This is a genomic window from Streptomyces sp. NPDC021622, assembly GCF_040640795.1.
Taxonomy (GTDB): domain Bacteria; phylum Actinomycetota; class Actinomycetes; order Streptomycetales; family Streptomycetaceae; genus Streptomyces.
In genome coordinates this window covers 354,169-380,176 of record NZ_JBFACK010000002.1, presented here as the reverse complement: position 1 = coordinate 380,176, position 26,008 = coordinate 354,169, and the positions used below count along the sequence as shown (strand labels likewise).

Annotated in this window: 27 protein-coding genes and 1 pseudogene; 17 read left to right on the top strand and 11 right to left on the bottom strand. The window is 69.4% G+C overall.

Annotated elements, in window-relative coordinates; all coding sequences use genetic code 11:
• Positions 1 to 196 precede the first annotated feature (196 nt).
• The gene (locus tag AB0G47_RS06070) at positions 197 to 418 is read right to left on the bottom strand and encodes a hypothetical protein (protein WP_360764530.1); all 222 of its coding nucleotides are present in this window, start codon (positions 416 to 418) and stop codon (positions 197 to 199) included.
• A 550-nt stretch (positions 419 to 968) separates the two neighbouring features.
• On the opposite strand from AB0G47_RS06070, the gene AB0G47_RS06065 reads away from it, so the two are divergent.
• The 4 genes from AB0G47_RS06065 (at position 969) to AB0G47_RS06050 (ending at position 3,131) form a co-directional block, all read left to right on the top strand.
• The gene (locus tag AB0G47_RS06065; RefSeq protein WP_360764528.1) at positions 969 to 1,511 is read left to right on the top strand and encodes a transposase; all 543 of its coding nucleotides are present in this window, start codon (positions 969 to 971) and stop codon (positions 1,509 to 1,511) included.
• Positions 1,508 to 2,287, top strand: a complete 780-nt coding sequence (locus AB0G47_RS06060) for a hypothetical protein (RefSeq protein ID WP_360764526.1) — start codon at positions 1,508 to 1,510, stop codon at positions 2,285 to 2,287. The genes AB0G47_RS06065 and AB0G47_RS06060 overlap by 4 nt, the downstream gene beginning before the upstream one ends.
• On the top strand, positions 2,284 to 2,514 hold the full coding sequence (locus tag AB0G47_RS06055) for a hypothetical protein (protein ID WP_360764524.1): 231 nt from the start codon (positions 2,284 to 2,286) through the stop codon (positions 2,512 to 2,514). The genes AB0G47_RS06060 and AB0G47_RS06055 overlap by 4 nt, the downstream gene beginning before the upstream one ends.
• Positions 2,515 to 2,663: 149 nt before the next feature.
• A complete protein-coding gene (locus AB0G47_RS06050; RefSeq protein WP_360764523.1) occupies positions 2,664 to 3,131 on the top strand; it encodes a pentapeptide repeat-containing protein in 468 nt (155 codons plus the stop codon).
• A 272-nt stretch (positions 3,132 to 3,403) separates the two neighbouring features.
• Here the strand turns inward: AB0G47_RS06050 and AB0G47_RS06045 are convergent, their stop codons facing one another.
• Entirely contained in the window at positions 3,404 to 3,973 is a 570-nt protein-coding gene (locus tag AB0G47_RS06045; protein ID WP_360764521.1) for an EF-hand domain-containing protein, read from the bottom strand.
• A 186-nt stretch (positions 3,974 to 4,159) separates the two neighbouring features.
• Between AB0G47_RS06045 and cqsA the strand changes: the two genes are divergently transcribed.
• The gene (gene cqsA / locus AB0G47_RS06040; RefSeq protein ID WP_360764519.1) at positions 4,160 to 5,353 is read left to right on the top strand and encodes an alpha-hydroxyketone-type quorum-sensing autoinducer synthase; all 1,194 of its coding nucleotides are present in this window, start codon (positions 4,160 to 4,162) and stop codon (positions 5,351 to 5,353) included.
• 49 nt (positions 5,354 to 5,402) lie between these two features.
• On the opposite strand, the gene AB0G47_RS06035 is transcribed toward cqsA, so the two are convergent.
• The 5 genes from AB0G47_RS06035 to AB0G47_RS06015 all read right to left on the bottom strand — a co-directional run bounded on the left by AB0G47_RS06035 (position 5,403) and on the right by AB0G47_RS06015 (position 10,340).
• Entirely contained in the window at positions 5,403 to 5,888 is a 486-nt protein-coding gene (locus AB0G47_RS06035) for a hypothetical protein (protein ID WP_360764517.1), read from the bottom strand.
• An 89-nt stretch (positions 5,889 to 5,977) separates the two neighbouring features.
• Entirely contained in the window at positions 5,978 to 6,178 is a 201-nt protein-coding gene (locus AB0G47_RS06030) for a hypothetical protein (RefSeq protein WP_360764516.1), read from the bottom strand.
• A 68-nt stretch (positions 6,179 to 6,246) separates the two neighbouring features.
• Positions 6,247 to 6,963, bottom strand: a complete 717-nt coding sequence (locus tag AB0G47_RS06025) for a flavodoxin family protein (protein ID WP_360764514.1) — start codon at positions 6,961 to 6,963, stop codon at positions 6,247 to 6,249.
• A gap of 986 nt (positions 6,964 to 7,949) precedes the next feature.
• Positions 7,950 to 9,515: an alpha/beta hydrolase gene (locus AB0G47_RS06020; protein WP_360764513.1), complete on the bottom strand. Its 1,566-nt coding sequence runs from the start codon at positions 9,513 to 9,515 to the stop codon at positions 7,950 to 7,952.
• A 387-nt stretch (positions 9,516 to 9,902) separates the two neighbouring features.
• Positions 9,903 to 10,340, bottom strand: coding sequence for a hypothetical protein (locus AB0G47_RS06015; protein ID WP_360764511.1), 438 nt, complete (start codon positions 10,338 to 10,340; stop codon positions 9,903 to 9,905).
• Positions 10,341 to 10,487: 147 nt separating this feature from the next.
• Here AB0G47_RS06015 and AB0G47_RS06010 point away from each other — a divergent pair, with 147 nt between their 5' ends.
• Both AB0G47_RS06010 and AB0G47_RS06005 read left to right on the top strand, forming a co-directional pair.
• Positions 10,488 to 11,162 carry a response regulator transcription factor gene (locus tag AB0G47_RS06010; RefSeq protein WP_360764510.1) on the top strand — a complete coding sequence of 225 codons (675 nt, stop codon included), beginning with the start codon at positions 10,488 to 10,490 and terminating at the stop codon, positions 11,160 to 11,162.
• Positions 11,155 to 12,591, top strand: a complete 1,437-nt coding sequence (locus AB0G47_RS06005; protein WP_360764508.1) for an ATP-binding protein — start codon at positions 11,155 to 11,157, stop codon at positions 12,589 to 12,591. The genes AB0G47_RS06010 and AB0G47_RS06005 overlap by 8 nt, the downstream gene beginning before the upstream one ends.
• Positions 12,592 to 12,767: 176 nt before the next feature.
• Here AB0G47_RS06005 and AB0G47_RS06000 read toward each other — a convergent pair whose 3' ends face one another.
• Positions 12,768 to 13,445 (bottom strand): response regulator transcription factor, encoded by a 678-nt coding sequence (locus tag AB0G47_RS06000; RefSeq protein WP_360764506.1) that lies wholly within the window; start codon positions 13,443 to 13,445, stop codon positions 12,768 to 12,770.
• A gap of 541 nt (positions 13,446 to 13,986) precedes the next feature.
• Here AB0G47_RS06000 and AB0G47_RS05995 point away from each other — a divergent pair.
• The 5 genes from AB0G47_RS05995 to AB0G47_RS05975 are packed head-to-tail and all read left to right on the top strand — an operon-like array spanning position 13,987 to position 17,896.
• A complete protein-coding gene (locus AB0G47_RS05995; RefSeq protein ID WP_360764504.1) occupies positions 13,987 to 14,589 on the top strand; it encodes a transposase in 603 nt (200 codons plus the stop codon).
• Between the two features lie 10 nt (positions 14,590 to 14,599).
• On the top strand, positions 14,600 to 15,085 hold the full coding sequence (locus AB0G47_RS05990; protein WP_360764502.1) for a transposase: 486 nt from the start codon (positions 14,600 to 14,602) through the stop codon (positions 15,083 to 15,085).
• 32 nt (positions 15,086 to 15,117) lie between these two features.
• Positions 15,118 to 16,413, top strand: a complete 1,296-nt coding sequence (pcaC, locus tag AB0G47_RS05985; protein WP_360764500.1) for a 4-carboxymuconolactone decarboxylase — start codon at positions 15,118 to 15,120, stop codon at positions 16,411 to 16,413.
• Positions 16,414 to 16,453: 40 nt separating this feature from the next.
• Positions 16,454 to 17,086 carry an MBL fold metallo-hydrolase gene (locus AB0G47_RS05980; RefSeq protein ID WP_360765130.1) on the top strand — a complete coding sequence of 211 codons (633 nt, stop codon included), beginning with the start codon at positions 16,454 to 16,456 and terminating at the stop codon, positions 17,084 to 17,086.
• A gap of 30 nt (positions 17,087 to 17,116) precedes the next feature.
• Positions 17,117 to 17,896, top strand: coding sequence for an exodeoxyribonuclease III (locus AB0G47_RS05975; RefSeq protein WP_360764498.1), 780 nt, complete (start codon positions 17,117 to 17,119; stop codon positions 17,894 to 17,896).
• Positions 17,897 to 17,947: 51 nt separating this feature from the next.
• On the opposite strand, the gene AB0G47_RS05970 is transcribed toward AB0G47_RS05975, so the two are convergent.
• Complete coding sequence (locus AB0G47_RS05970) at positions 17,948 to 19,717, bottom strand: SGNH/GDSL hydrolase family protein (protein ID WP_360764496.1); 1,770 nt, start codon at positions 19,715 to 19,717, stop codon at positions 17,948 to 17,950.
• Between the two features lie 185 nt (positions 19,718 to 19,902).
• Between AB0G47_RS05970 and AB0G47_RS05965 the strand changes: the two genes are divergently transcribed.
• From AB0G47_RS05965 to AB0G47_RS05945, 5 genes and pseudogenes are all read left to right on the top strand, one after another.
• Positions 19,903 to 20,352 (top strand): DUF6278 family protein, encoded by a 450-nt coding sequence (locus AB0G47_RS05965; RefSeq protein ID WP_360764494.1) that lies wholly within the window; start codon positions 19,903 to 19,905, stop codon positions 20,350 to 20,352.
• A gap of 144 nt (positions 20,353 to 20,496) precedes the next feature.
• Positions 20,497 to 21,165: an amino acid ABC transporter ATP-binding protein gene (locus AB0G47_RS05960; RefSeq protein WP_360764491.1), complete on the top strand. Its 669-nt coding sequence runs from the start codon at positions 20,497 to 20,499 to the stop codon at positions 21,163 to 21,165.
• A 16-nt stretch (positions 21,166 to 21,181) separates the two neighbouring features.
• Complete coding sequence (locus tag AB0G47_RS05955) at positions 21,182 to 21,970, top strand: transporter substrate-binding domain-containing protein (RefSeq protein WP_360764489.1); 789 nt, start codon at positions 21,182 to 21,184, stop codon at positions 21,968 to 21,970.
• A 28-nt stretch (positions 21,971 to 21,998) separates the two neighbouring features.
• Positions 21,999 to 22,403, top strand: a pseudogene (locus AB0G47_RS05950) (amino acid ABC transporter permease); the annotation flags it as partial.
• A complete protein-coding gene (locus tag AB0G47_RS05945) occupies positions 22,400 to 23,035 on the top strand; it encodes an amino acid ABC transporter permease (protein ID WP_360764487.1) in 636 nt (211 codons plus the stop codon). The pseudogene AB0G47_RS05950 and the gene AB0G47_RS05945, both read left to right, overlap by 4 nt.
• 37 nt (positions 23,036 to 23,072) lie before the next feature.
• Here AB0G47_RS05945 and AB0G47_RS05940 read toward each other — a convergent pair whose 3' ends face one another.
• Together AB0G47_RS05940 and AB0G47_RS05935 are read right to left on the bottom strand one after the other, a co-directional pair.
• Entirely contained in the window at positions 23,073 to 24,665 is a 1,593-nt protein-coding gene (locus AB0G47_RS05940) for a CocE/NonD family hydrolase (RefSeq protein WP_360764485.1), read from the bottom strand.
• Between the two features lie 125 nt (positions 24,666 to 24,790).
• Positions 24,791 to 25,942: an Ig-like domain-containing protein gene (locus AB0G47_RS05935; protein ID WP_360765127.1), complete on the bottom strand. Its 1,152-nt coding sequence runs from the start codon at positions 25,940 to 25,942 to the stop codon at positions 24,791 to 24,793.
• Between the last annotated feature and the right edge of the window lie 66 nt (positions 25,943 to 26,008).

The following is a 26,008-nucleotide window of genomic DNA, read 5'->3' as shown; positions in this document are numbered from 1 at the left end:
CGCTTTGCGAGGGGGCGCGGCCGAGGTGCGGTCCAACTCCGCCCCCTCTCATGGGGGTTGTGGACGACAGCGGTCCGGGGCGAGTCGCCTGGGAGGTTCACGAGACGGCCGTCCTGTCCGGCTCTCTGACGCGGGATGTCGTTGTCGCCTCCGGTCCTGACTCCGGCGCCGGCTCTCGCCCCCAGGCGAGGGCCGATCACCCGTCCGCGATCACCTCACGCACCACCACCTCCGCCGAGGGTGATGGTGATGCTGATTTCGTCGAGGCGGACTCGGGTACGGCGCCTTCCTGTCCGATGTAGGTGGCCACCTGGTTGCCCTCCTGGTCGAGGACCCGGATCTGCCGGGGGACGGCCGTGCCGTCGGAGGCGGTGAGAGCGGGGGCGGCGGCTGTGCCGTTGGGGTGGGTCAACTCCAAGGTGGCCCCGCCTCGGTTGTGCTGCCAGGAACCGCGGACGTCGCCGCATCCGGGGCCTGCTGCGGCGACAGCACGTCGTGCTGTGGATAGAGCCGAGCGGTGCGGCGCTGTCAGTGGTGGCAGGCGGCCCGTTCCTTGAAGAGGGCGAACCCGCGCTGCAGCATCGCCACTGAGTGGTCTGTCGCCTGGTTGATGCGGCTCCTTGAATCTTTGATGCGGCTCCTTGAATCTGGTTCTGGCAAGATTCTTGGGCTCTGTCGCTGATTTGGGGGCAGCGACTGCGACCACGGCTTGGGCATCACCTGGGTATGGACGGGGTCGTGAGCGTTGCTGATCTTCTCTTCCCCGGTGCGGCTGTTGAGGCCGAGCGGTTGTCGCTCACCGAGGACGAAGTGCTCGTGGCCGCTCGGGCCAGGGGCATCGGACGTTCGCCGAGCAGATACCGGCGCTGACCCGCCGCTACGCGCGGCGGGCCGATGCCCTGACGGTGCTACTCACAGACATCGCGTTGTTCCTGGGCGGTCGGCCTGGTGCTCGGCTGGCCGACCGGATGTTCATGGTGACGTGCAAGGACCCGATGCTCCGGTTGATCAGGGCCTTGCCTGAGCCGGAGCATCGTCCCGTCCAAGTCCTGGGCGTCGACGAGTTCGCCCTGCGCCGCAGGTGGAAGTACGCGGCCGTCCTGGTCGACATGACCACCCACCGTCCCGTCGACGTGCTCGCCAACCGGACCGCCGATACCTTCCCGTCCTGGCTCAGGCGCCACCCGGAAGTCCAGATGATCTGCCGCGATCGCGCCGGGTCCTTCCGCGACGGAGCCTGCGCCGGAGCACCGCAGGCAAAGCAGGTGGCCGATATGTGGCACGTGCTCCACAACCTGGCCGAGGCCGTGGAGCGCATTGTCGGCCGGCACCGTGCTGAGCTACGCGGACCCGCGAGCGGTATCAGCAGATCCACGAGCGGATTCAGCGCGGCGACAGCCTGCGCGCGATCGCTCGCGAACTCCGCCTCAGCCGCGGCACCGTGGTTTGTTTCGCTGAGGCCGATGATGTCGACGAACTTCTCATCGCGGCCACCCACCGCCCCAGCATGATCGACGACTACCGTCTCTACCTGCATCACCGCTGGCTGGAGGGCTGCACCAATGCCTCCGCCCTCACCCGAGAGATCCAGCAACTGGGCTACCGCGGAGGCATGGGCACCGTCCAACGACACCTCCGGGCCTACCGGACAGGAGAGATCCCGACGGACACCCCGCTGCCTCAACTGACCGTCCGTCGTGTCACCGACTGGATCATGCGCGGGCTCGAGCAGCTCACGGACACCGAACGCAAGGGCCTGGACGACCTATGCGCCCGCAATCCGGCGCTGGCCATGACCACCGAGTACGCCCGCCGCCTTGCCGTCATCCTGCGCGAGCGCCGCAACGAACACCTCGCCTCGAGGTCTGGCTCGCCGAAGTCCGCCTCGACGGACAACGCGAACTCCGCACCCTGGCCAACGGCATGCGGCGCGACCACGCAGCCATCCTCGCGGCCCTCACCACCACCCGTACCTCGGGCGCACCTGGCGCTCAGGGTGGGGCAGACCTGCTCGCTGAGAATCCCCACCTGCGGCCCGCCGGTCTGGGGCCACGGCTCAGACAGACTTCTGGCCAACTACGCGAAGGCAACCGCGTCGGCCACGGAACTCATCTTCGACGGACGCCCATTTGTGTGGCATGGCCGACCGCGTGCCAGGCGCCTACGCCGCCTCAGCACACGGCCCCGCCGTCGGGTTCGCGCGGTCAGCAGCAAGTTCCTCCTCCTTCGGGTCAGGTTCACGTCCGGACTCGTCGGCCAGCCCAGAAGCGGCTGGACGACGTCATGAAGAAGGCCGCCGCGGACGACGGTGCCGACTTCGTGGACCTCTACGACCGGACCGGAAGCAACATGGCCTGCGACGGCGCCAACCGGAGTATCGGCGGCCTGCTGGAGAACTCCAAGATCGACATCTTCGGCCAGCAGATCCCGTGGTACGCACACCCCAACGAGATGGGCCGTGACATCCAGGCCAAGCACGTGGCCACCAAGGTCGAGCAGATCCTCAACCGGTAGGAGGCACAGCCCCTGATGGAGACCGGCCCTGCATCCTTGCCGCGCGCGGGTCCGGTTCCCGTCATCACCCCTCAACGAAGCCCCAGGCCACCGACCTGGGGCTTCATCGTGCGGCTGCCTCCCGGACCGGGCACCACGTGTTCGTTTGGATGCGTTCCCGTGTCTGGGGCCAGTTGAGGTCCATTGGTTTTGTTGTTGAGGCTGCTTTCGGTGGCGCGGGGCAAGCGGTAAGGATGAGCGCGTACAGCCCTGCTGGGGAGAGCGTCGGTGCAGGACGAGAGCGGGAGCGACGGGCGGCTGCCGGGATGTCACCGCTGACGCGACCGGATGCCCTGAACCTCTTGATGGCGCTGCCACTCGGCGAGCCTGTTCCCGGGCGTGCCTCGCGCGCCGACCTGACCGGTGCCGTCCTGGAGTCGGCGCACTTGGCGGACAGGAACCTGAAGGGTGCCCGGTTGGTCGGAGCGGTACTGTGCGAAGCGGACCTCAGCAATGCGGACTTGACCGGAGCCGTACTGCGCGCCGCCTGTCTGTGCGGGGCCGACTTGCGGGGGGCCAATCTCGCCGGTGCGGATCTGAGTGGGGCGTGCCTGGAGAGGGTGTGGGTGAGTCCGTAGACAGTGTGCGGATCAGGTTCGCCCTTCCGAACTGACCGCCATGCCGACCGTCTTGATCGCTGATGCCCTGGTGCGGTTCGTACCGGCGGGCTTTTGTGCGTGATGGGTTACGGCGGCGGGCAGCGCGCGGAAGGTCTTCCGATCGTCCCGTACTGGCGGACGCTCTTACAGCGGTGCTGTATCCGTCGATGAAGGCGCGGATGGCGGCCTTGAGGTCGGGGGGACCGCCTTCTGGGACGCCCCGGACGGGGGCCTGAGCCCTGAGGAGGGGCTCAGAGGGGCCCGAAGAGCCAGTTTCCGGGTGAGTCAGGGTTGCTGCTCGTGTAGTACTCCTCGGTGGCCTGCCGCAGCTCCTGCTCGTCCAGCTCTCCGCTGTCGTCGCGGTCCAGCTGTCGGAAGCCGTACTCCAGGTCCTCGGGCGTGATCCCGAAGGCCGACTCGTACATGAGCCGATACTCGTCAACGTCGATCTGCCCGTTGCCGTTGACGTCGACGAGATTCATCCAAGCGGCGACGACCTCGCCCAGATCGGCAAGGAACTTCCCCCGGTTGTCACTCGCGGCCGCCCGGAAGCCGCGGGTGAACTCGGCTACGTCCACATAGCCGTTGCCGTCATCGTCCATGCCTACGAGATGGTCCTGCCAGATCCGGTGCAATGCGTTGCGCAGCCGTTCCTTGCGGCGGGGGTCGTCCCCTCTCTCGAAGGCCGCCGCCAGCCGGTCGGCGAGGACCAGCAGATCGCCCTCGACCAGCTCGCCGTTGGCGTCCGAATCCATCAGCTCGAAGGCCCGTTCCAGCTTGCGGTCGAGGATGTCGATGGTCTCCGTGGTTGCTTCCGTCATGCGCCCTCCTCAGAACCCGGGACGGGGCGGATTCCCACCCGGCCGGGGGAAGGCATGCCCGTGCGCCAGCGTCCGAACGCGCCCCGCGCGGGTGGTTTGCAGGGCGCGCGGTATACCTGTGCACACCATCGGAGTGGCCTGCTCCTCATCCGGAATGCCTGACTCTGGGATGGGCACCCCCTCGGCATGGTCATCCCTATTCCACCCCAGTCGCGCTACCGCGTAGACCGTTTCATCCGCATCCGGGTCCCCAAGGACTGGGGCGGGGACCACCTCTTCTGGGGTCGTCCCCCCGGACCGGACGCCGTGATCGTCGACAACAACGACTACCTGCACCTGGCTCGCGACCGCCGCATCATCGAGGCCATGACCGAACGGCTCGACGCCGCGGGCACCAGCACCCTGATGTCCGGCCTCCTCCTCTTCGGCGACCATCCGCAGCTGTCCTTGGAGCAGGAGCTGGCCGCGCACATGGGTGCCCCGGCCGGCATCCTCTGCCAGTCCGGCTGGGCCGCCAACACCGGCCTTCTGCAGGCCATCGCCGACCCGTCGACACCGATCTACATCGATGTCCTCGCGCACATGTCCCTGTGGGAGGGAGCCCACGCAGCCCGGGCCAAGACCCGGCTGTTCCGCCACAACGACCTCGCCCACCTGCGCCGGCGCATCGCCGACCACGGTCCCGGCATCATCGCCGTCGACGGCGTGTACTCGTCGGACGGCAGCCTCGCCCCGATGGCGGAGATCGCCGCCATCGCCGCGGAGAACCGCTGCGTGCTGGTCGTCGACGAGTCGCACTCGCTGGGTGTGCACGGGGAGCGGGGCGAGGGCATCGTCGCGGCGCTCGGCCTGCAGGACGCGGTGCACTTCCGCACCGTGAGCCTGTCGAAGGCGTTCGCCGGCCGGGCTGGACTGATCACCTGCTGTGACCCCGACTTCGTCGACTACTTCAAGCACGAGTCGTATCCAGCGGTATTCAGCTCCACCCTGCTGCCACACGATCTGGCCGGCCTGCAGGCCGCGCTGCACGCCGTTCGGGAGGACGGGTGGCGGCGCGAGCGGCTGCACCAGGTCACGGAGTGGGTGCGGCGGGAGCTGACGGCCGGCGGGATCGATCTGCACGGCTCGCAGACACAGATCCTCCCGCTGGAGGCCGGAACTGAGCTGCAGGCCATCAAACTGCGCGACGCGATGATGTCCCGCGGGGTGTTCCCGTCGCCGTTCGGCCCGCCGGCCACCTCACGGCGACGAGCGACGATGCGCGTATCGCTGCACGCCGGTCTCACCGACGCGCAGGTGGAGCGGCTGGTCGAGGTCTGCCTGGCCGTACGCCCGCTCCTCAGCAACACGGCCCGCGCCCAGCGGGCAGCAGCAACCTGAGCGATCGCACGTCGCGCCGTCCAGAGCCTCTCACCCAGGAACCCGCAGGTCACGGCCGTAAAGACGGACGGGTCGGCCCGTATGCCGGGTTCTGCCTCCCGGAGCCTTGCGGGCGCCAGGCCGTGATGGGGAAGGTGCTGGCCACCGACGAGTTCCCGGCCACCGCGGCTGGACACCGGGATCTGCTGAAGTGGGCCAGGAAGTTGAGTGTGGTGAGGCGGGCCGGGGTGGCTCGATGCGCAGAACGCGACGCGAGCCGTGCTGAGCGGGCGGGCCCGTGCGAGGGCGCCAGCTGCCTGGCGGTGACGAACTTGGCCGCCTTTCGGCGCGCATCGGCCACGAGCGCCAGGCCCTCCACGGCACAGCTCTGCTCGGCGTCGGCCACCTTCACCGACTCGTACAGCTTCTTCGCCCGGTCCAGCGAGCCCACCATCCGGTGGCGGTCGGCCGCCCTGCACGTCTGCTGCGCTGCCGTGTCAGCGGGCACCGCCCCGACAAGCGCGGTGAAGGCGATCGTCCGCCCGCCTGCAGGCACACCTGCAGGCACACCGCCGAGGCGTGCCACCCCCCGTCTCGCTCATGCACCACCTGCAGCCGCACATCTAGGGAACGCGGATCCGGACTTCAGCCGGGCAGTCGCCAGAACGATCCGTGCAGGCCGACCTCGGTGAATGCCCGGTCCTCGCCGCAGATGCGCCGTTGGAACAGCAGTTGGGCGGGCTCCTGCCACACGCATTCGCCGTGGTCGTAGGAGGGGCCAGAGGAACGGCGCCCGTGGCGTTCCGGGATTGGCAGATGATCGAGCTCAGCCAGGACCCTGCTCATAGGGGCTGGGTGGGTGGCGACGTTCGGCCCGGACGGCCCACCATGTGCAGCCCAGCAATTCACCGCGGTCAGCGGTAGTCAGGGTTGGGGAAGTCGAAGCGGCAGCCCGCGTCCCACTGGGAGCGCTGATTGCCGTACGCGGGGAACCCGCCCGCGTCCTTGAGCAGCCGGGCCAGGTGCAGGAGGTTCCAGGTCATGAACGTCGTATTGCGGTTGGTGAAGTCGTTCTCCGGACCGCCCGAGCCGGGGTCCAGATAGGACGGTCCGGGACCGGCCTCGCCGACCCAGGCGGCATCGGCCTGCGGCGGGATGGCGTACCCCAGGTGCTGGAGCGAGTACAGGACGTTCATGGCGCAGTGTTTGGCGCCGTCCTCGTTGCCGGTGATCAGGCATCCGCCGACCCGTCCGTAATAGGCGTACTGGCCCTGGTCGTTGAGGAGGCCGGAGCAGGAGTAGAGCCGCTCGATGACCTGCTTCATCACCGAGCTGTTGTCCCCGAGCCAGATCGGCCCGGCAAGGACCAGGATGTCCGCGTCCATCACCCGGCTGTAGAGGACCGGCCACTCGTCGCTCGCGGCCCCGTGTTCGGTCATGTCCGGGTAGACGCCGGGGGCGAGGTCGTGGTCTACGGCGCGGATCTCGTCGACCCGTACGCCCTGCTGCTCCATGACCTTCCGGGAGATGTCGATCAGGCCCTGGGTGTGGCTCTGCTCGGGCGACGGTTTGAGGGTCGCGTTGATGAACAGGGCCCGCAGGTCATCGAAGTGGCGGTCGGGATCGGACACAAGAACTCCTGATGTCGCGCGAGGACGGGGATGCGGTCCGCTGCCAGGGCCACAGCCGGCGCCGGGCGGGGACCGTATTGAGGTCGGGCAGCAGCTCTGGGGCATGCTGCCGTACGAGGTCGAGGACTTGGCGGAGGCTGGGGTTGGTCAGCGTGTGTCCGGCCACGGAGACCGTGGGCACCGTCTCGTCGCCGTGGGGTCAGGGGAACCCGGCTGGCCGTACAGGGCATTCCGAAGGGAGGGAAGCGGCTTGCCGGTTCTACGCCGGTCGCAGCGTCAGGACGTCGGTGAATCCTGGCTGAACACGATGGCGGCTCTCGCGATCCGATGTGGCCGGCCGGCATCAGATGCGGGATGTTCCATGAGCAGGGACGGGCAATGTTCCGAGTTCCCAGGGGGGGCGCCGTGACGGGCGGGGAGGATGGGTGGGTGCTGTCCCGGGCCCGGGGCCTGACTCATGACTCGCCTGACCGGAGTGTCTGTGTCACCCAGTGTCGGCTGTCGGCCGGGGACGGTGCGTCGTCGGTGCCGGGCCGGTGGGGCGCGTCCCGATAGGGGCCTGCCGATTGTTGTGGCGTTCTCACGATTCTGACCGTCTGACGCGGCCCGGTACCGGCAACGCGACGCGCAGTCGGACCGGAAGGGGAACGGGCATGTCCAGTTCGACCCTGCCCAGTACGCCGTCTGCCCCGCAGACCCGTGTCGTCGCCCTGAGGCGGCCCGAGAGGTCTTCCACCTGGTCATACAGTTGCACCCAGGACTCCGCTCATAAGGGCTGTGTGATGGAGGTCCCCTGGCTGCGTAGGTGCTGGGGTTGTGCTCGTACGTCGTGAGGTTCTGCTTCAGCGCGGCTCGGCAAGGGGCTGGTGGTGTGCTTCAGGGGGCGCCGTCCCTCCGGCTGCGCATTTGTGGACCGAGACCGCGAACCCCTTCCCGGGCCCTGGCGCTGGGGGGTCTCCGGGAAGGGGTGTCTACAGGGTGTCGGCTCAGCTCGCGCAGGTGGCCTTCTTCGTTGGCAGGGTGCCGTTGACCAGGTAGGCGTCGACCGAGCGGTCGGTGCAGGCGGAGTCGGAAGCGTAGGCGCCGTGACCGGTGCCCTCGCGGATCAGTAGCGAGCCGCGCTCCAACTGGGCTTGGACCGCTTGGGCGTTGCTCAGGGGGGTCGCCGCGTCGTCTGTGTAGGAGACGAGGAGTACGGGAGCCGCGCCGGGCGCCTTGATCGGCTCGACGTCGCCCTTGGGCGGCACCGGCCAGGTACCGCAGTCGAGCATCGTCCAGGCGTTGACGCGGCCGAACACCGGGGAGCGCTCGGCGAGTTCGGCGGCGGTGTCGAGCATTGCCTGCGGAGTGCGGGGTGCACCCCGGGTGTCCAGGCACAAGACCGCCGACTGGGCGAGAGCTTCCTGGGCCTGCTTGCGCTCGTCCTCCTCCTTCGTGGACTCCTCGTCGGCCGGTTCCGGGCGCATGAGGGGAGTCGCGTCGCCCAGCATGGCGGATTCGAGGGCGTCGGCCAGGCTTGGCCAGTACTCCTCATCGGCGAGTTGTTCCGTGAGGAGATGCGCGGCGGTGTCGGCGGTCAACTCCTCGTCGTCGGGCCCTGCGAGGGGCCGCTCGTCGAGTTGCCGGACGAACGTGTTGATGCGGTCCACCACTGCACCGCCTGTCTCTCCCAGCGGGCATGCGCTGCGTGCGGCGCATGCTTCGGCGAAGCGCAGCAGCCGGTCCTCGGCGCTTTTCACGTCGAGGTCGGTGACCTGGCGCATGTCCGCCGCCGGGTCGACGACGCCGTCGAGGACCATGCGGCCCACCTTCGTGGGGAACAGCTTCATGTACTGCTGGCCGATGAAGGTCCCGTAGGAGGTGCCGCTGTAGTTGAGCCTTTTGTCGCCCAGCACGGCGCGCAGGATGTCGAGGTCACGGGCGACGCTGACGCTGTCCATGTGGTCGAAGACGGGACCGCTCGCCTTCCGGCATGCCTTGGCCCGCTCGGCGGCGGCCGCATAGGTTTCCTCCGCCTCGGCCTTGCCGCGCGGCGAGTTGTCCAGGCCGTGATCGGTCAGGGAGTTCTCGTCCGGGCAGGTGATCGGTGCCGAGCCGCCTATGCCGCGTGGGTCGAACCCCACCAGGTCGTACCGGGCTCTGGCACGTTCTCCGGCTTGCCAGTTGCCGTCGGCCACGTCGGCCGCGCCACCGGCGCCCGGTCCGCCCGGGTTGTAGAGCAGCGAGCCGAGCCGTCGGTCGTGGTCGGTGGCCTTCGCGCGGGACACGCGCAACTTGACCGTGCCCTTGTCGGGGGCCGCGTAGTCGACGGGCACTTCCACCCAGCCGCACTGGGCGCCTGGCACGGGTTGCTCGGCGACATCCGCGCCGCAGGGCGTCCAGGCGATGCGCTGCCGTTCGAAGCGCTCGGGCAACGCCGGCGCGGAGCTGCCGGCCGCGGAGCGGCCTTGATTCTTGGCCGCGGATGCGGCGCCGACGTCGCACCCGCCGGCCGCCAGGGCGCCGGCGATCAGTACTCCCACTCCTGCGGAGCGGCTCAGGGTCGTACGCATTGTTGTCCTCGCTGTCGTCGAGCGCCCCCTGGACCCCTGGGATTCCTCCGGATCTCGCAGATCTCGCGGATGTCTCGGCTCGGGCTTCGCCCGTCGGGGTCGGCCGGAGGTACTCACTGTCACCGGCGCGCCCGGCGCCTGGATGGCAGTGGCGTCACACGCGCCGGGCGGTTTGGTCACACTGAGGTAACGGTCGACTGCCCGTTCGATCTCTGTGAGGCTCTGACTTGGGGAAACGTCAGTTGTGAGCGAGCGTCGCGGGGATCCCGGTCGGCGCGCCCCGGTCCCAAGCGGGCCGGATCGGCCATGCCGAGCATGCTGGCGATCCGGCCCACGCGTCCCACAGACCACATGGACGCTCGCCACGTGAGGCAGTGAGGTGGCTGGCTAATTCTTCTGAGCCTGCTTGTCCGCCTCGCCGTAGGTCACGTCGACCCACGCCGGGAGATTGCTCGAGTCCTGCTTGCCGGCCTTCTTGGCGGGAGTGCCCTGGCTGGAATCAATGGGCGCGGGCAGGACATCGATGGGCGCGGGCAGGACATCGATGGGTGCGGGCAGGACACAGATGGTGTCCTTGGGGAGGTCGGGGCGCCATTCGACGCACTCCTCGCCGTGCTTGGAGTCCTGGCTCTTGGCGGCCTTGGCCTCGTCCGTCTTGGCCAGGTGGTCCTTGACGGTGTTCTGATCCACGACGAAGGACTCGGCCTCGCCGCCCTGGGAGCTGTTGGAACCGGTCGCGTTGGCGGTGCCGATGGCCGCACCGCCGGCGAGCAGCGCGGTGGCCCCGATGATGACGAGACGCTTGGTGATCTTGGGCTGACGCACTGGGACGTCCTTCCCGTCAGGTCACCGCATCGGACGCGGTGACGTTGGGCACCACCGTGACCTGCGATGCCTGAGACCACGCTGAAGACCTGAGGCACGCTTCAGGAACGCGCGCCCCCAGACGCCGGGTGAGGCAGGCTGACCCGCATGAGGTTGCTGCTGGTGGAAGACGATGTACGCCTGGCCGGGCTGCTGTGCCGGGGCCTGGGCGACGAGGGCCACGGCGTCGACTGGGTCGCCGACGGCTCCGAAGGACTGCGGCACGCCATGGACCATCCGTACGACGTGATCATCCTGGACGTGATGCTCCCGGGCCTCAACGGCTTCGCGCTGTGCGCGCGGCTGCGCGCCGCGGGCAGCACGACCCCGGTGCTGATGCTCACCGCCAAGGACGGCGAGTACGACATCGCCGAAGGGCTGCGGACCGGCGCGGACGACTACCTCACCAAGCCGTTCTCCTTCGTGGTCCTCACCGCCCGCATCGAGGCCCTGCACCGCCGTGCCGCCCGCCCGGCCACCGCTGTGCTGGAGATCGGTGACCTGACGGTCGAACCGGTGACGATGCGCTGCAAGCGCGGACAGGTGGACATCGAGTTGACCGCGAAGGAGTTCGCGGTGCTCGCGTGCCTGGCCGAACGCGCCGGCGAGGTGGTCACCAAGAGCGACATCGCGCACCGCGTGTGGGACGAGCACTACGACGGCGACCTGAACATCGTCGAGGTGTACGTCAGCGCACTGCGCCGCAAGATCGACACCCCCTTCTCCCGCCGCAGCATCCGTACCGTCCGCGGCGCCGGCTACCGCCTCACTCCCGATGCCTGAGCCCCGCCGCAGGCTGCCGCGGCCGCGCACGGTCCGGGCCCGCATCACCATGGCGGTCGCCGCCGTTCTGGCCGTGGCCATGACCGCCGGCGCCGGTGTCGTCCTTGGGGTCGTCCGCGGGGACCTGTGGGGCATCGCCCGGCAGGCGGCCCAGCAGCAGGCGCACACCGCCGTGGAACTCCTCGACCAGGCGCAGACCGGGGACAACGGCGCCTCCTACTACATCGACGGCGACGACGTGCTGACCAAGGAGCAACTGGCCAAGCTGGATCCCGCCGTCACACCGGAACCGACAGCCTCGCCTCCGGAACCCGCGCCTTCGCCGACGGTGCCGGCTCCCGCGACGTCAGGACCCGATGCCTCCCGCGCCCCCTCCGAGGCCCCGTCATCGCTGCCGAAATCCGTCGAGGTGGCCGAAGCCGTCTCCGGCGACGGCCGCTATCGCGTCACCGCCCAGGTCGACTTCGACAAGGCCGAAGCCGCCTGGCGCACCATGGCCGCCCTGCTGGTCCCCGGCGTACTGCTGATCGTCCTCCTCGGCGCGCTGCTCACCTGGCGGGCGACGGGCCGCGCCCTGCGGCCCGTGGAGGCCGTGCGGCGGGAAGCCGCCGAGATCACCGCCACCGACCTGCACCGCCGCCTCCCGGTACCGGCAGCCGGTGATGAGATCTCCCGCCTGGCCACCACCCTCAACGCCACCTTGGACCGCCTGGAACGCGCGGTGACCCGCCTCCAGACCTTCACCGCCGACGTCTCCCACGAACTGCGCAGCCCCCTCACCACGCTGCGGACCCGCCTCGAACTCGCCCTCGTCCGCCCCGAAGGCGCCGACTGGCCCCAGGTCGCCACCGAAGCGCTCGAAGACACCCAGCAGCTCCAGGACATGGTGAGCGACCTGCTGCTCCTGGCCCGGCTCGACGCCCACGAACCGGCCCACGAAAGCCACGTCGACCTGCTCGACCTGGTCCGCAACCAGGCCCAACGCCCCAGCAACGCCCTGCCGTTGACCCTGGAGCTGCCCTCCCGGCCCGTCATGGTGCGCGGCGACCGGGCCCATCTGAACCGGCTGCTGTCCAACCTGGTGGACAACGCCCGACGGCACGCTGTGACAACGGTTCGCGTATGTGCCCAACTCCACGACGACACAGGTCAGGTGAGTGTCGAAGTGGCCGACGACGGCCCGGGCATCCCCGCCGACGACCGCGAGCGTGTCTTCGACCGCTTCACCCGCCTCGACGAGGCCCGCACCCGCCACGACGGCGGCACCGGCCTCGGCCTGGCCATTGCCCGCGCGATCGCCACGGCCCACGGCGGCACCCTCACCGCCGAAGCCCCCGTCGGCCCGCTGCACGGTGCCCGCCTCGTCCTGCGGCTGCCCGCCGCCGAGCGGGAGCCGGCCCGGCGCAGCGGTGGGGCCGGTGCTCGGTAGCTGGTCGTGCGCGTGTTTTGGGTGCTCCCGGCTACCCCGCCGACCTCCTTAACGAAGGCCCCGCCCCTTCCGCACCGGCACCCCCGAACGCGGCAAGGGCAGCGGCTCCGGCCTGGCCATCGCCACCGGCCACGCCCACCGCATCCAGCGCTGCCCGTCGGTCAACGGTCAGCGCTTTACCCGTCATCGGCGCAGAGCCGGTAACCGGCAGTGCGGACCGTACGGAGACTGCGGCGGCCGAACGGTACGTCGATCTTGTGGCGCAGTGCGCTGATGTAGATGTCCACGACGTTCGGGGCTCCCTTGTAGTGCGCGCCCCAGACGTGGTCCAGGATCTCGGCCCTGGTGACCACTTGGCCCGCGCGTTCGGCCAAGCAGGCGAGGACCGCGAACTGCCGTACGGTGAGCTGGACTTCCCTGCGCCCGCGCCAGCAGCGCCGTGCGCTCAAGTCGATACGCAGGTCACCCACGTTCAGGCCCGTGGGGGTGGGTCGTCCGGCGCGGCGGGCCAGGTCCCGCAGGCGAGCGGTGAGCGTCAGGAAGGTGACCGGCTTGGCCAGACAGGCGTCGGCGCCCTTCCCCCGGCCCTCGGCCGGGTCGTTCTTCCTCTCCTCGGCGGTGAGCATCAGGATCGGGGTGCGGATCCCGGCCTCACGCAGCCGGGCGCAGACGGCCGGACCCGTAAGGCCCGGCAGCGCCGCATCGAGCAGGATCACGTCGTACGTGCGTGACAGTGCCCGGGGCAGACCGGTAGGCCCGTCGCTCGCCCAGTCGACGTCGAAGCCCGCGTCGGTCAGTCCCTTCAGGAGCATGCCGAGCAGTTTGCGATCGTGCTCGATCATCAGTAGGCGCATGGGAGGAGGTTGCCGCATCTCAGTCCTGATCTCCGGGCCTGCTGAAGCGGGCTTCAGGGTTCGCCAGACGGGCCCGGTGGTGAACCGTAAGCGGGTCGCCCGACTCATGCGGCGGCCGGAATATCGGGGCGTCATTTACGGAAGGGGCATCGCAACAGCCGGTGTGGCGCGCCGCTCGGCTGTCCGTCAATGCCGGTCACGGGCGGGCGAGGAGTGAACTTACCGTTATCCCGTCCAGAGTAGGTTCAGTACCGGTTCGGACGAAGTCTCCCGGGAGCGGTCGGGGCAGGCGGTTGTCCTGGGTGTAGTGGGACGGTTACGTGGCACCGTTCCGGGCGGGGGTCTGACTCATGACATCTTTGACCGAAGTGTCTTGTCACGGACCTGTCGGCTGCCGTTGCGGGATGGCGTTTGCTGTCACCGAGCCACAGGGTGCGTCCCCATAGGGGCCTTGCCGTCTTTCAGGCGCCATCACGGTTCAGACCACCCGGCCAGGCCGGTGCCAGCCACCCAGCAATCACGACGCGGGAGGCGGACCATCATGACGACCAGACAGCGCAGCACCTCTTCCACCAGCACAGGACCGCCCGCTCGGGGCGAGGCCGTCCTGGGGGTGGACACGCACGGCGAGGTTCATGTCGCCGTGCTGGTCTGTCCGTTGGGCCAGGTCCTGGGCGCCAAGTCCTTTCCGGCCACAGCGGTCGGATACCGTCGGCTCCTCGCCTGGGCCCGCAAGCGGGGGACGGTGCGGCGGGCCGGGGTGGAGGGCACCGGCACCTTCGGAGCGGGGCTGTCGCGCTATCTGCTGGCGGAGCAGGTCGTGGTGTTCGAGGTGAACCGGCCCGACCGCTCGGCCCGCCGTCTGCTGGGGAAGCCGGACCCGCTCGACGCGCAGGCCGCCGCGCGGGCCGTGCTCAGCGGTCGCGCCAGGGCCCGCGCCAAGACCGGCGACGGTCCGGTGCAGAGCGCCCGGCTCTTCAGGATTGCCAAGGACTCCGCAGTCAGGGCCCGCACCCAGACGATCAACCAGCTCAAGGCCGTCGTGGTTCATAGCCGACCCGGCCCTGCGGGAACGACTGTCCTGCCTGGGCAACCGGGAGCTGTTCCGCACCTGCGCCCGCCTCAGCCTGGATCAGGGGGATGACGGGGACGGCGTGGCCCAGGCCACCCGGATCAGCTTGAGCATGCTAGCTCAGCGCATCGAACACCTCACCGGGCAGATCGATGACCTCAATCAGCGCCTGACCCGGCTCGTCGAAGGTCACGCCCCGCAGCTGCTCGCACCGGTGGGTATCGGTCCGGACAGTGCCGTCACGCTCCTGATCACCATGGGGGACAATCCCGAGCGCGTGCACACCGAGGCATCGTTCGCCGCCCTGTGCGGAGTCAGCCCCGTCGAGTACTCCTCGGGCCGCCGGAGCTCGCGCCGGCTCAACCACGGCGGCGACCGGAAGGCGAACGCCGCCCTGCACCGCATCGTGTTCACTAGGCTGCGCCACGACCCGCGCACGCAGGCGTACTACGAACGCCGCACACGGGAGGGCAAGACCCGTCGTGAAATCATCAGGTGCCTCAAGCGATATGCCGCCCGCGAGGTATTCAACCTGGTCAAAACGGTATCCAGCGACCCCCTGTTATAGGGGCGTCCGTGACAGATGAGAGGGTCAGGCGAGTGAGTGAGACACCGATGAACACCCTGCAATACCGCTTTGACGGGCCAGAAGACGCTCCTGTCCTGATCCTCGGTCCCTCACTGGGTACCACATGGCACATGTGGGACCGGCAGGTGCCCGAGCTGGTCAAGCACTGGCGGGTGTTCCGCTTCGACATGCCCGGACACGGCGGTGCGCCCGCGCACCCCGCGGGCTCCGTGAGCGAGCTCGCCCAGCGGCTCCTCGCCACGCTCGACGAGGTCGGAGTGCACCGCTTCGGGTACGCGGGCTGCGCCTTCGGTGGTGCCATCGGTGCCGAACTGGCGCTGCGCCACCCGCAGCGCGTGGCCTCCCTCGCGCTGATATCCGCATCGCCGCGGTTCGGCAGCGCCGACGAGTTCCGCCAGCGTGGTGTCATCGTGCGGAGCAACGGGCTCGACCCCATCGCGCGCACCTCCCCCGACCGCTGGTTCACGCCGGGCTTCGCCGCCGCGCAGCCCGCGATCACCGACTGGGCCGTACAGATGGTGCGGACCACCGACCCCGGCTGCTACATAGCCGCCTGCGAGGCGCTCGCCGCCTTCGACGTGCGGGCCGAGCTGGGGCGGATCGGGGTGCCCACGCTCGTGCTCGTGGGGTCCGAGGACCAGGTGACCGGGCCCGGTGAGGCCCGTACCCTCGTCGCCGGGATACCGGACGCCCGCCTCGCCGTCGTGCCGGGTGCATCGCACCTCGCCCCCGTCGAGCAGCCCGCGGCCGTCACCGACCTTCTCGTACGGCACTTCTCCACCGCCTGGCCGGCCACGGCCGACGCGACCGGCACCCACGCGGCGATCAGCGCGCCCCCGGTCAAGCCGGTGCTCGCCCCGCCGCCCGTGACGCCCGTCGCCGAGATCGGGCCCATGGCGCAGCCCGAAGCCGTGGGCGGCGGCCGTCCCGATCCGTACGACGCGGGGCTCAAGGTCCGCCGCGAGGTGCTCGGCGACGCGCACGTCGACCGTGCCCTGGCCGCCGCCGACGACTTCTCCGGGGACTTCCAGGAGCTCATCACGCGCTACGCCTGGGGCGAGGTCTGGAACCGCCCGGGGCTCGACCGGCGCTCCCGCAGCTGCGTCACCCTCACCGCGCTCGTCGCCGGCGGTCACCTCGACGAACTGGGCTTCCACATCCGCGCGGCGCTGCGCAACGGCCTCACCCCGCTGGAGATCAAGGAAGTGCTGCTGCAGGCCGCCGTCTACTGCGGCGTACCCGCGGCGAACTCGGCGTTCAAGGTCGCCCAGGCCGTGATCCGCGAGGAAACCACGCCCCAGGAGTGACGCGTAGCAGGATGGGGGTATGACGACTGCCGCGAAGCGCATCAAGCTCACGAAGAAGACACACGCCTGTGTCCGCCTCGAGCGGGACGGGCGGAGTCTCGTCATCGACCCCGGAACCTTCAGCGAGGAGGACGCCGCGGTCGGCGCCGAGGCGATCCTCGTCACGCACGAGCACATCGACCACTTCAACGAGGACCGGCTGCGCGCGGGCATGGAGGCCAACCCGGCCGCCGAGATCTGGACCCTGCGCTCCGTCGCGGAGAAGATCTCGGCCGCCTTCCCGGGGCGGGTGCATGTCGTGGGGCACGGGGACACCTTCAGCGCCGCCGGGTTCGACGTGCAGGTGCACGGCGAGCTGCACGCCGTGATCCACCCGGACATCCCGCGGATCACCAACGTCGGCTATCTGGTGGACGGTTCGGTCTTCCACCCGGGCGACGCGCTGACCGTCCCCGAGCAGCCGGTGGACACGCTGATGCTGCCGGTGATGGCCCCCTGGAACAAGATCTCCGAGGTCATCGACTACGTCCGCGAGGTCAAGCCGCTGCGCGCCTACGACATCCACGACGCCCTGCTCACGGACCTGGCCCGGCCGATCTACGACTCCCAGATCGGGGCCCTGGGCGGAGCCGAGCACCTGCGCCTCACACCCGGCGAGTCGGCCGACCTGTGACTGTCAGACCCGCCCGGTAGGTTGTGAGACATGCGCATTGCCACCTGGAACGTGAACTCGATCACCGCTCGCCTCCCGAGGCTCCTCGCCTGGCTGGAGAGCAGCGGTACGGATGTGCTGTGCATCCAGGAGACCAAGACCACCGCGGAGGGCTTCCCCGCCGACGAGCTGCGCGAGCTCGGCTACGAGTCGGCGGTGAACGCGACGGGGCGGTGGAACGGCGTGGCGCTGGTCTCCCGCGTCGGCCTCGACGACGTGACGCTCGGCCTGACCGGCGGGCCCGACTACGAGGGGGCACAGGAGCCGCGGGCGATCTCCGCGACGTGCGGCCCCGCCCGGATCTGGTCGGTGTACGTGCCGAACGGCCGTGAGGTGGAGCACGCGCACTACGCGTACAAGCTGGAGTGGCTGGCGGCTCTGAAGGCCGCGGCGGCGGCGGACGCGGCGGGGGAGCGGCCCTTCGCGGTCCTGGGGGACTTCAACGTGGCGCCGACCGACGAGGACGTCTGGGACCCCGCCCTCTTTGAAGGCGCCACCCACGTCACCCCCGCCGAGCGCGCGGCTCTCGCGGCACTGCGGGAGGCGGGGCTCTCCGACGTCGTGCCCCGGCCGCTGAAGTACGCGCACCCGTTCACGTTCTGGGACTACCGCGAGCTGGGCTTCCCCAAGAACAAGGGGATGCGGATCGACCTGGTCTACGGCAACGAGGCGTTCACGAAGGCCGTGACGGATTCGTACGTGGACCGCGAGGAGCGCAAGGGCAAGGGCGCGTCGGATCATGCGCCGGTCGTGGTGGACCTGGAGCTCTAGCCCGGCCCCTGGGCCCGGTAGAACCGGGCCCAGGGAAGGTTCGCCCTCGGGTTACGGCACCAGCTTCTGCAGATCCACCGACTCCGCGATCGCCGCGAGACCCGCATCGCCGGGATGCAGATGATCCCCGCTGTCGTACGCGGGAAGGATCCGCGAGGGATGCCCCGGATCCCGAAGCACCGCGTCGAAGTCGAGCACCGCGTCGAAGTCCCCGCCCCAGCGGATGTACGCGTTCACCGCCACCCGCTCCGCGTCGGCCGCCGCCGTGCAGAGCGACTCGCCCTCGCACGGCGCGATGGTCGCCGCCACGACCCGCAGCCCTCGCGCCCGCGCCCGCTCGGCGATCTCCCGCAGCCCGGCGGTCACTTGGTCCGCCTTGGTGCCCCAGCGGACGTCGTTGACGCCCTCGAAGACCACAACCGTACGGGCGGACGTCTGGGCGAACACGTCGCGGTCGAGCCGGTGCAGCGCGCTCACGCCGCCGGTGTCCGTCGAGACACCGTCACCGGGATAGCGGTCGGCGACGACACGGTTCGCGGAGATCCCATGGTTGAGCACCCCGAACTGCGGGACCGTGTCCTGCTGGAGCAGCCGGGTGGCCAGGACGTTGGGCCACCGGTGATTCGCGTCCTGCGTGGACTTCACGCCGTCCGTGATGGAGTCGCCGAGCAGGACGACCGACCCGGGCCCACCGCTCACGTCGACGCCGGTGAGCAGCGGCCACGTGGAGATCGTCGACGTGTACGCCGCCGGTGAGCCGTCCGCCGCGTGGTCGCCCAGGCCGCTCACGTACGAGCGCTGAATGGCCTGGCTGTGCACGGGCGCGGTCGTCACCGTCTCCGGGAGGTGGAAGCTCACCAGGAGATTGGTGTCCGCGGGGACGTCGAAGTCGAGAGGATCGCTGAACGCCTGGGCGCCCGCCGGGATTTGGGTGCCCGCGGCGCCCCGGAAGGACAGCGGCACCGGCTCACCGCGCGCCCCCGCACCGGACTCCTGCACCGCCACCGTCGCGCTGCCGATCCGTACTGGCGCCGACGCGAAGGTGTTGTCGAGCCGGATGCGCACGCGGGGGCCGCCGGTGCTCGTGTGGACGACGAGCCGCACCGTCCGGTCGGCCCACGGCCCCACCGCCGTGTACCCGGCCGTCGATGCCGACCAGCTGCCCGTCCACCCCTTGGCCGGCTGCCGTACAGAGAGTGAGAAGACATGCAGATCGGGTGCGCCCGGGTCCTTCGGCAGGGTCACCGAAGCGACCTCGCGCCCGCGCGCCACGGGCACGGTCACGACGTACAGCCGTGCCTTCTCGGCGAGTTGGCCGCCGGGCGTGTTCACATGCGGCAGCGCGACGGACTTCGTGGCGAGCGGACCCACGCGCCAGTCGGGCGCGGTCAGGCGGTACGTGCCCTTCGAGCCGTCCCCGTAGCGGACCGTCCCCGTGCCGCTCGCCTCGCCGCCCGTGCCGGCCACCAGGAAGGCGAGGGCGTCACCACGCCCGCGTACCCGGACCGACTGTCCGTCCGCGCGGACGTTGTCGGCCTCACCCGCCTCCGTACGCGGCCAGGTAAGCCGCGCCCCGTCCACGGCGAGCGAACGCCCCGGCGTCCAGCCCGCCGCCGTCAGATCGCGCGCCGACAGCGAGCCCCCCGAACCGTCGAAGTCCGCGTCGCCGGGCCGCGCGTCGTCGCTGATCGCCCTGTTGTCGAAGAGCCGCTCCAGGGGGAGCGGCTCGGGTCTGTGCGGGGCGGCTTGCGCAGTCGCCACTGGTACGACGCTCGTGAGCACCGCGAGCACCGCGGTCACTCCCCATGTACGTCGGCGCACGACGGACCCTCCCCTTGACGGATAACTGACGTGATGTGACGCGATGAAAGGTGCGCCATGAAGCTAAGGAGGCGGCGGAGGCGCGTCAATGAGTCGCGCGTGAACAAGACCCGAACTCGCCGAGAGGACACGGTGATGAGCGCGCCTGTGGTGCGACAGGCGATGCGAATGCCACGCTGGGTGGTATGAACATCCCTTTCATCCCGTTCCTTGACCGGTGGCGCAAGCGACACGCGGCGGAGCCGGAGCCGGGTCTCGCCGCGGCGTTCGAGGACGACCCCCAAGGGGTGGCCGAACTCCTCTCCGAATGTGAGCTGCTGCGCTCCCAGGCCGCCACCGCCGGCCTCGAACTCGACGACACTCCGGCCTCGTTGGGCGCGCTCGACCAACTGCTCCCGCGCTGGCGCGACGATCCGGAGCTGCTGCCGTGGCTTGGTAACGACGCGGGCCTGTATCTGGGTTCGGTCATCGTCCGTACGGTGCCCGGCGCCACCTGGCACGTCTGGCCCGGCGGCAGCCCCGTCGTACGGCTCGCGTCGGGGCGCGAGATCCAGGTGGTGGAGGCCGGGCTCGACTGGGCGGTGCACGGCGCCCCGGAGCTGTCCCAGGTCTACGCGGAGGCGTCGGAGACGTAGCCCGGAGGCTTCGAGGGCCCGACTGCGGGATGAAGTACCTGCAAATACGGTTAATGCCGATGAGTGCGTGTCGTCCGTTAAGTCCCGTTTTCGCATGGATAGTTTGCGCGGACAGACACACCGCTGAGAGTGGGCAGGGCAGGCATGGCCGTCGATCCGCTGATTGAGCTGCGTGATGTGAACAAGTACTACGGGGAGTTGCATGTCCTTCAGGACATCGATCTCACCGTCGGCAAGGGGGAGGTGGTCGTCGTCATCGGCCCGTCAGGGTCGGGCAAATCAACGCTGTGCCGGGCGATCAGCCGACTGGAGACGATCCAGTCCGGGGCCATCGCACTGGACGGGCAGCCACTGCCCGAAGAGGGCAAGGCCCTGGCCATGCTCCGCGCGGAGGTGGGCATGGTCTTCCAGTCCTTCAACCTCTTCGCGCACAAGACCGTGCTGCAGAACGTCTCCATCGCGCAGATCAAGGTGCGCCGCCGCAAGAAGGAGGACGCCGAGAAGCGCGCCCGCGATCTCCTCGAACGCGTGGGCCTCGCCTCACAGGCCGCCAAGTTCCCCGCCCAGCTCTCCGGCGGCCAGCAGCAGCGCGTGGCCATCGCACGCGCGCTCGCCATGGACCCGAAGGTGATGCTCTTCGACGAGCCGACGTCCGCCCTCGACCCCGAGATGGGCTTCGCCCGCTCGGCCGCCAACCGCGTCGTCTTCATGGCCGACGGCCGCATCGTCGAGGACCGGGCGCCCGAGGACTTCTTCAACAACCCGGAGAGCGACCGGGCCAAGGACTTCCTCTCCAAGATCCTCAAGCACTGACGGGGGGACAGCCATGATGCGTACGACACGTCTGCTCGCGGCTCTCGTCCTCGCCGCCTGCGCCGTCACCGCCACCGCCTGGGGCAAGGAAGGCAGCCCGCCGGTGAAGGGGCCGCAACCCGACGAGCTGCCCAAGTACCAGGTGGCGACCGGTTTTACGCTGCCGGGCTCCAGCACCTGGGAGAAGGCGAAGCGGCGCGGCCACCTCGTCGTCGGGGCCAAGGAGGACCAGCCGTTCCCCGGCGAGAAGAACCCCGCGACCGGCGTCTACTCGGGCTTCGACATCGAGATCGCCAAGATGATCTCGGCCTCGCTCGGCTTCGACCCGAAGTCGATCCGGTTCAGGACGATCGCGTCGGCGAACCGCGAAACCGCCCTGCAGAACGGCCAGATCGACTACTACGTCGGCACCTACACCATCAACGACCTCCGCAAGAAGCTCGTCGGCTTCGCCGGCCCCTACTACATGGCGGGCCAGGGTTTGCTCGTGCGCTCCGACGAGGACGACATCAACGGGCCGCAGGACCTGGACGGCAAGCGGGTCTGCTCGGCGGCGGGGTCGACCCCCTACCAGCGCATCCAGCAGGACTACCCGAAGGCGACGCTCGTCGCGTACGACACGTACTCGGTCTGCGTCGACAACCTGCTGACCCACAAGGACAACACCCTGCGGTTCGCCATCGACGACGCCATCGCGGCCCGCGAGAAGAACGGCGACTGGAAGCAGGCCTACGACGCCACGCTCGGCCTCTCCGGAGTCCCGGCGCCGAAGCCGCCCCCCATCGACCGCTACCCGGCGAGCTGAGGAGGCGCCGTGGACACGCTGACAGACCCCGGTCGGCTCGTTCCGGGCCTTCGGCACGGCGTGGGTGACGGTCCTGCGCAACACCCCGCTCACCCTGCTCTTCTTCGCGGTGCTGCTCGGCCTGCCGCACTTCGGACTCGTGCTGCCCTTCGGGGTGTTCGCCGTCCTCGCGCTCTCCGTGGTGGTGCTCCCGCAGGCGTTCCGGTCGGTCATCCCGCCGGTCGGCTCCACCCTCATCGCGCTCGCCAAGAACTCGGCCATCGCGGGCGCGTTCAGCGTCACCGAGCTGCTCGGCACGTACAAGACACTCGGCGAACTCGGCTACAGCATCATCTGGACGTTCATCTGGATCGCCGTCGGCTACCTGATCATCACCCTCGCCATCAGCGCCGTCTTCAACATCCTCGAGAAGCGCTGGGGAGTCGCCCGATGAAAGCCCTCTCCCACGAATCGACCGCCCTCTACGACGTACCGGGGCCCAACACCGAGCGCAGGCACAAGCTCTACGGTCTGCTCTCCACGCCGGCGCTCCTCGCCCTGGTCGGCTGGATCCTCCATCTGCTCTTCGACACCGACCAGTTCACCGAGACGAAGTGGATGCCCTTCGAGTACGAGGACCACCCGGTGCGCCGGGTGGCCACGCTGATCGTGGAGTTCTTCCGCGCGATGCCGGTCCTTGTCGTGATCTTCTTCGCCTTCGTGGCGCTGAAGGTGCAGCCGCTGCTCGCGCTGGTCACCGGACTGACGCTCTACAACGGCTCGGTGCTCGCCATGCTGCCCGCCATCATCAGCCAGTTGGTGGTGGCCCTGAAGGACACCTCGCTCGGTTATCTGATCACCTATGAGGAGTTCCTCCATGCCGGGAAGCTGATCGCCTCGAACCTCGACTACGATCTACCTTTCATCCCCGTGGTGCTGGTGATCTCACCGATCTACATCGGGATGTGCATGCTGCTTTCGTGGTTCGCCCAGTGGGTGTCCAAGCGTCAGCGGCGCAATCCCAAGACCGAGGCCGTGGAAGTGGCACCGGCCGAACCAGGGACGCTGCTGCCGGGTCCGCAGTAGCTAAAGGAGCCAGAGCCCAGCCGGCAGCAGCCGGAGATCACTGCTCGCGCAGCGGCACCGACACGTATGACGGGTCGGACGCCGGTGAGGAGAAGGTCAGCTGCGCGCCGGACGGGTTGTGCTCGATATAGAGCGGGTCGACCGTGTCGACGACCAGGGCGAGCTTGTGTCCCGCCGGTACGTCGTAGGCCGTGGAGAACAGCTCCAGGTCCACGCCGAACGGCTTGCCGGGCGTCTTGCCGTGGAAGGTGTACGGCGCGTTGCTGACCAGCTTTCCGAGGCCGAGCGGGCCCACGTCGTACAGGTACGCGACGAGGGTGCCGCTCTCCTTGGTGCTGGTGAGCGTGGTGTGCAGCTTCGCCGTCCCGCGCACGCGCTGCGGCGCCTCGTACCTCTCGGACTGCCAGACGCCCGCGTAACGGCGCGGGAGCAGCGGCATCGAGGCCATCGGCGGGATCTTGAGGAACTGGTCGAGGGCGTTGGAGAGCAGCACGATGCCGCCGTTGGCGCCCGAGTCGACGTTCGTGCGGATGGTCGTGGAACCGCCGAGGTCGATCTTCTTCTTCGTCGCGCCGACCGACTTCCAGTCGGGGTATCCCTCATAGCCGCCGGTGGAGCGGGACTTGAGCTGGACGGGCGCTTCGGTGTCGATGCCGTTCTTCTCGCCCTTGAGGTAGCGGTCGAACCAGCGCTGGGTGGAGGTCCAGGTGTCGTTGGGCAGTCCGAACAGGCCGGTCAGTTCGGCCGTCGCGTGGTCGCCAGGGCGGAATTCGAGGCGCTTGGGGCCGGTCAACTGCTCGTAGAACTTGGCGTATTGGTTGGGCGGGAAGATCGTGTCGCCCCAGGCGTTGCCCAGCATGACGGCCGCGCCGTTCCTGTTGATCTGGTCAGTGTAGGTCGCGGGGGAGCGTTTCGCGCCCCACGCGATCATCTCGTCCTCCTTGTCCAGGTTGGACGCGAGGAAGTCCTTGAGGGTCTGCTGTAGTTCGGGGCTCGGACGGCCCGTCAGGACGCCGGCGCCGCCGAGCAGCCCGGCGGCTTGGGCGTGCTGGGTGCGGCCGCTGTAGATCGACTCGATCAGGTCGCCCCAGCCGCTGAGCGCGGCGACGGCCTTGATCCGCTTGTCGTGCCCCGCGGCGAGCAGGCTGATGCCCGCGCCGTACGAGACGCCGCCCATGCCGATCTTCTCCGGGTCGGCAGGGGTGTTCGCGAGCGTCCAGTCGATGACCTTGGAGGCGTCCGCGATGTCCTCGGGGCCTCCGGTCTCGATCTCGCCGCCGGACTGCCAGAAGCCGCGCGAGTTGTAACTGACCACCACATAGCCGGAGTTCGCGAGCTTCTGGGCCTGCGCGACGTACTCGATCTGCGGCATGGCCCAGCTGGTGGGCAGCACGATCGCGGGGTACTTGTCGCCGCTCTTCGCGCCCTTGGGGGTGAAGACGTTGGCCTTGAGGATCGTGCCGCCGTCGCCGGGTATGTCGACGAAGCGCACGTCGGTGGAGCTCGCCGCCGGGGCGGTCGCGGGGGCCGCCTGGGCCGCCGGGGCGAGGCCGAGCGCGGCACCGGCGACGAGGGTCGCGGAGACGGCGCCCACGGTGGTCGTACGCAGGGTCTTGCGCGGAAGTCCCACGGGTCACTCCTTACTCGTTCAAGCAAAGTGACCCGACGGTAACCGCGAGGCTTTACCGGGGGTAACCCGTCGGTAAGTTACGCCCCGGTAACGATTGTTGAGTGATGTACCTCCAGCGCTGTCCGCTAGCTCAGCGCGCTCTTCGTCTGCCAGTCGGCCCAGGAGAGGTTCCACTCGCCATAGCCGTTGCCCGGGTCCGGGACGCCCTTCGAGCCGCTGCCGGAGACCTCGAAGGGGTCGCCGACCTGGACCTGTCCGTAGAGCCAGGAGGCGTCGCCGTCGCTCATGCCGATGCAGCCCGAGCTGTGGTTGGTGTTGCCGAAGTACGCGGCGTTCCAAGGGGCCGCGTGGGCGTACATGCCCGACCAGGTAAGGCGCATCGAGTTGTCGACCATCTTGTCGTAGGCGTCGCCGAGGCCCACCGTCTCGGAGCGCATGTTGATCGTGCCCTCCTTGGCCATCAGTACGGACGTGCCGCCCCAGGACGCCTTCTCGCCGCCGGGGGTGCCCGCCGACATCGGGACCGTCTTGACGGACTGTCCGTCGCGTACGAGCGTCGCCTGCTTGCTGTCGAGGTCGACCTTGACCTTCTGGCTCTTGCCGACGGTGAAGCCGGTGGCGTAGTCGCGGACGAACCAGCCGCCGTCCGTGCCGGAGTCGATGCCGTTGAGCCGCGCGTCGAGCTTCACCTTGGTGCCGGACTTCCAGTAGTCCTTGGGGCGCCAGTCGACGCGGTCCTTGCCGTCGTAGTTCTGGATCCAGCCCCAGGAGCCCTCGGTGCCGTTCGAGGTGGTCACCTTCAGGTGCTTCTCGACCTCGGCCTTGTTCTTCACCGGGTGGTCGAAGACGACCGACAGGGGCTGGGCGACGCCCACCGTGGTGTCCTTGCCGGGCGTCAGGGTCAGCTTGTTCACCTGGTCCGGGGCGGCCGTCTTGAAGGACGCCCGCGCGCTGCCGCCCTCGTCCGTGACCGCCTCGACCTGGTACGCGGTGCCGGGCGCCGCCTTGCGGTCCGAGGTCCAGGTGGTGCCGTTCGCCGAGACCTTGCCGGTGAGCTTCGCGCCCTCGGTGCCGGTGACCGTCACCTGCTTCAGTTTGCCTTCGGCGAGCTTCACCTTCACCGGGGAGCCCGCCTTGGCCTGCTCGCCCCGCAGGTTCACCGATATGTCCGGCTTGTCCGCCGCAAGGTCCGCGGCCCCGGCCGCGGAGCCGCCGCCCGAACAGGCGGTCAGGGCGGCGGTCAGCGCCACGAGGCCCGCGGCGTGGCGGGGGCGTATCGGGCGTCGACGGTTCGACGAGCTCAAGGGCAGCAAGGGAACGTACCTCCGTGCGAATGTGGACTG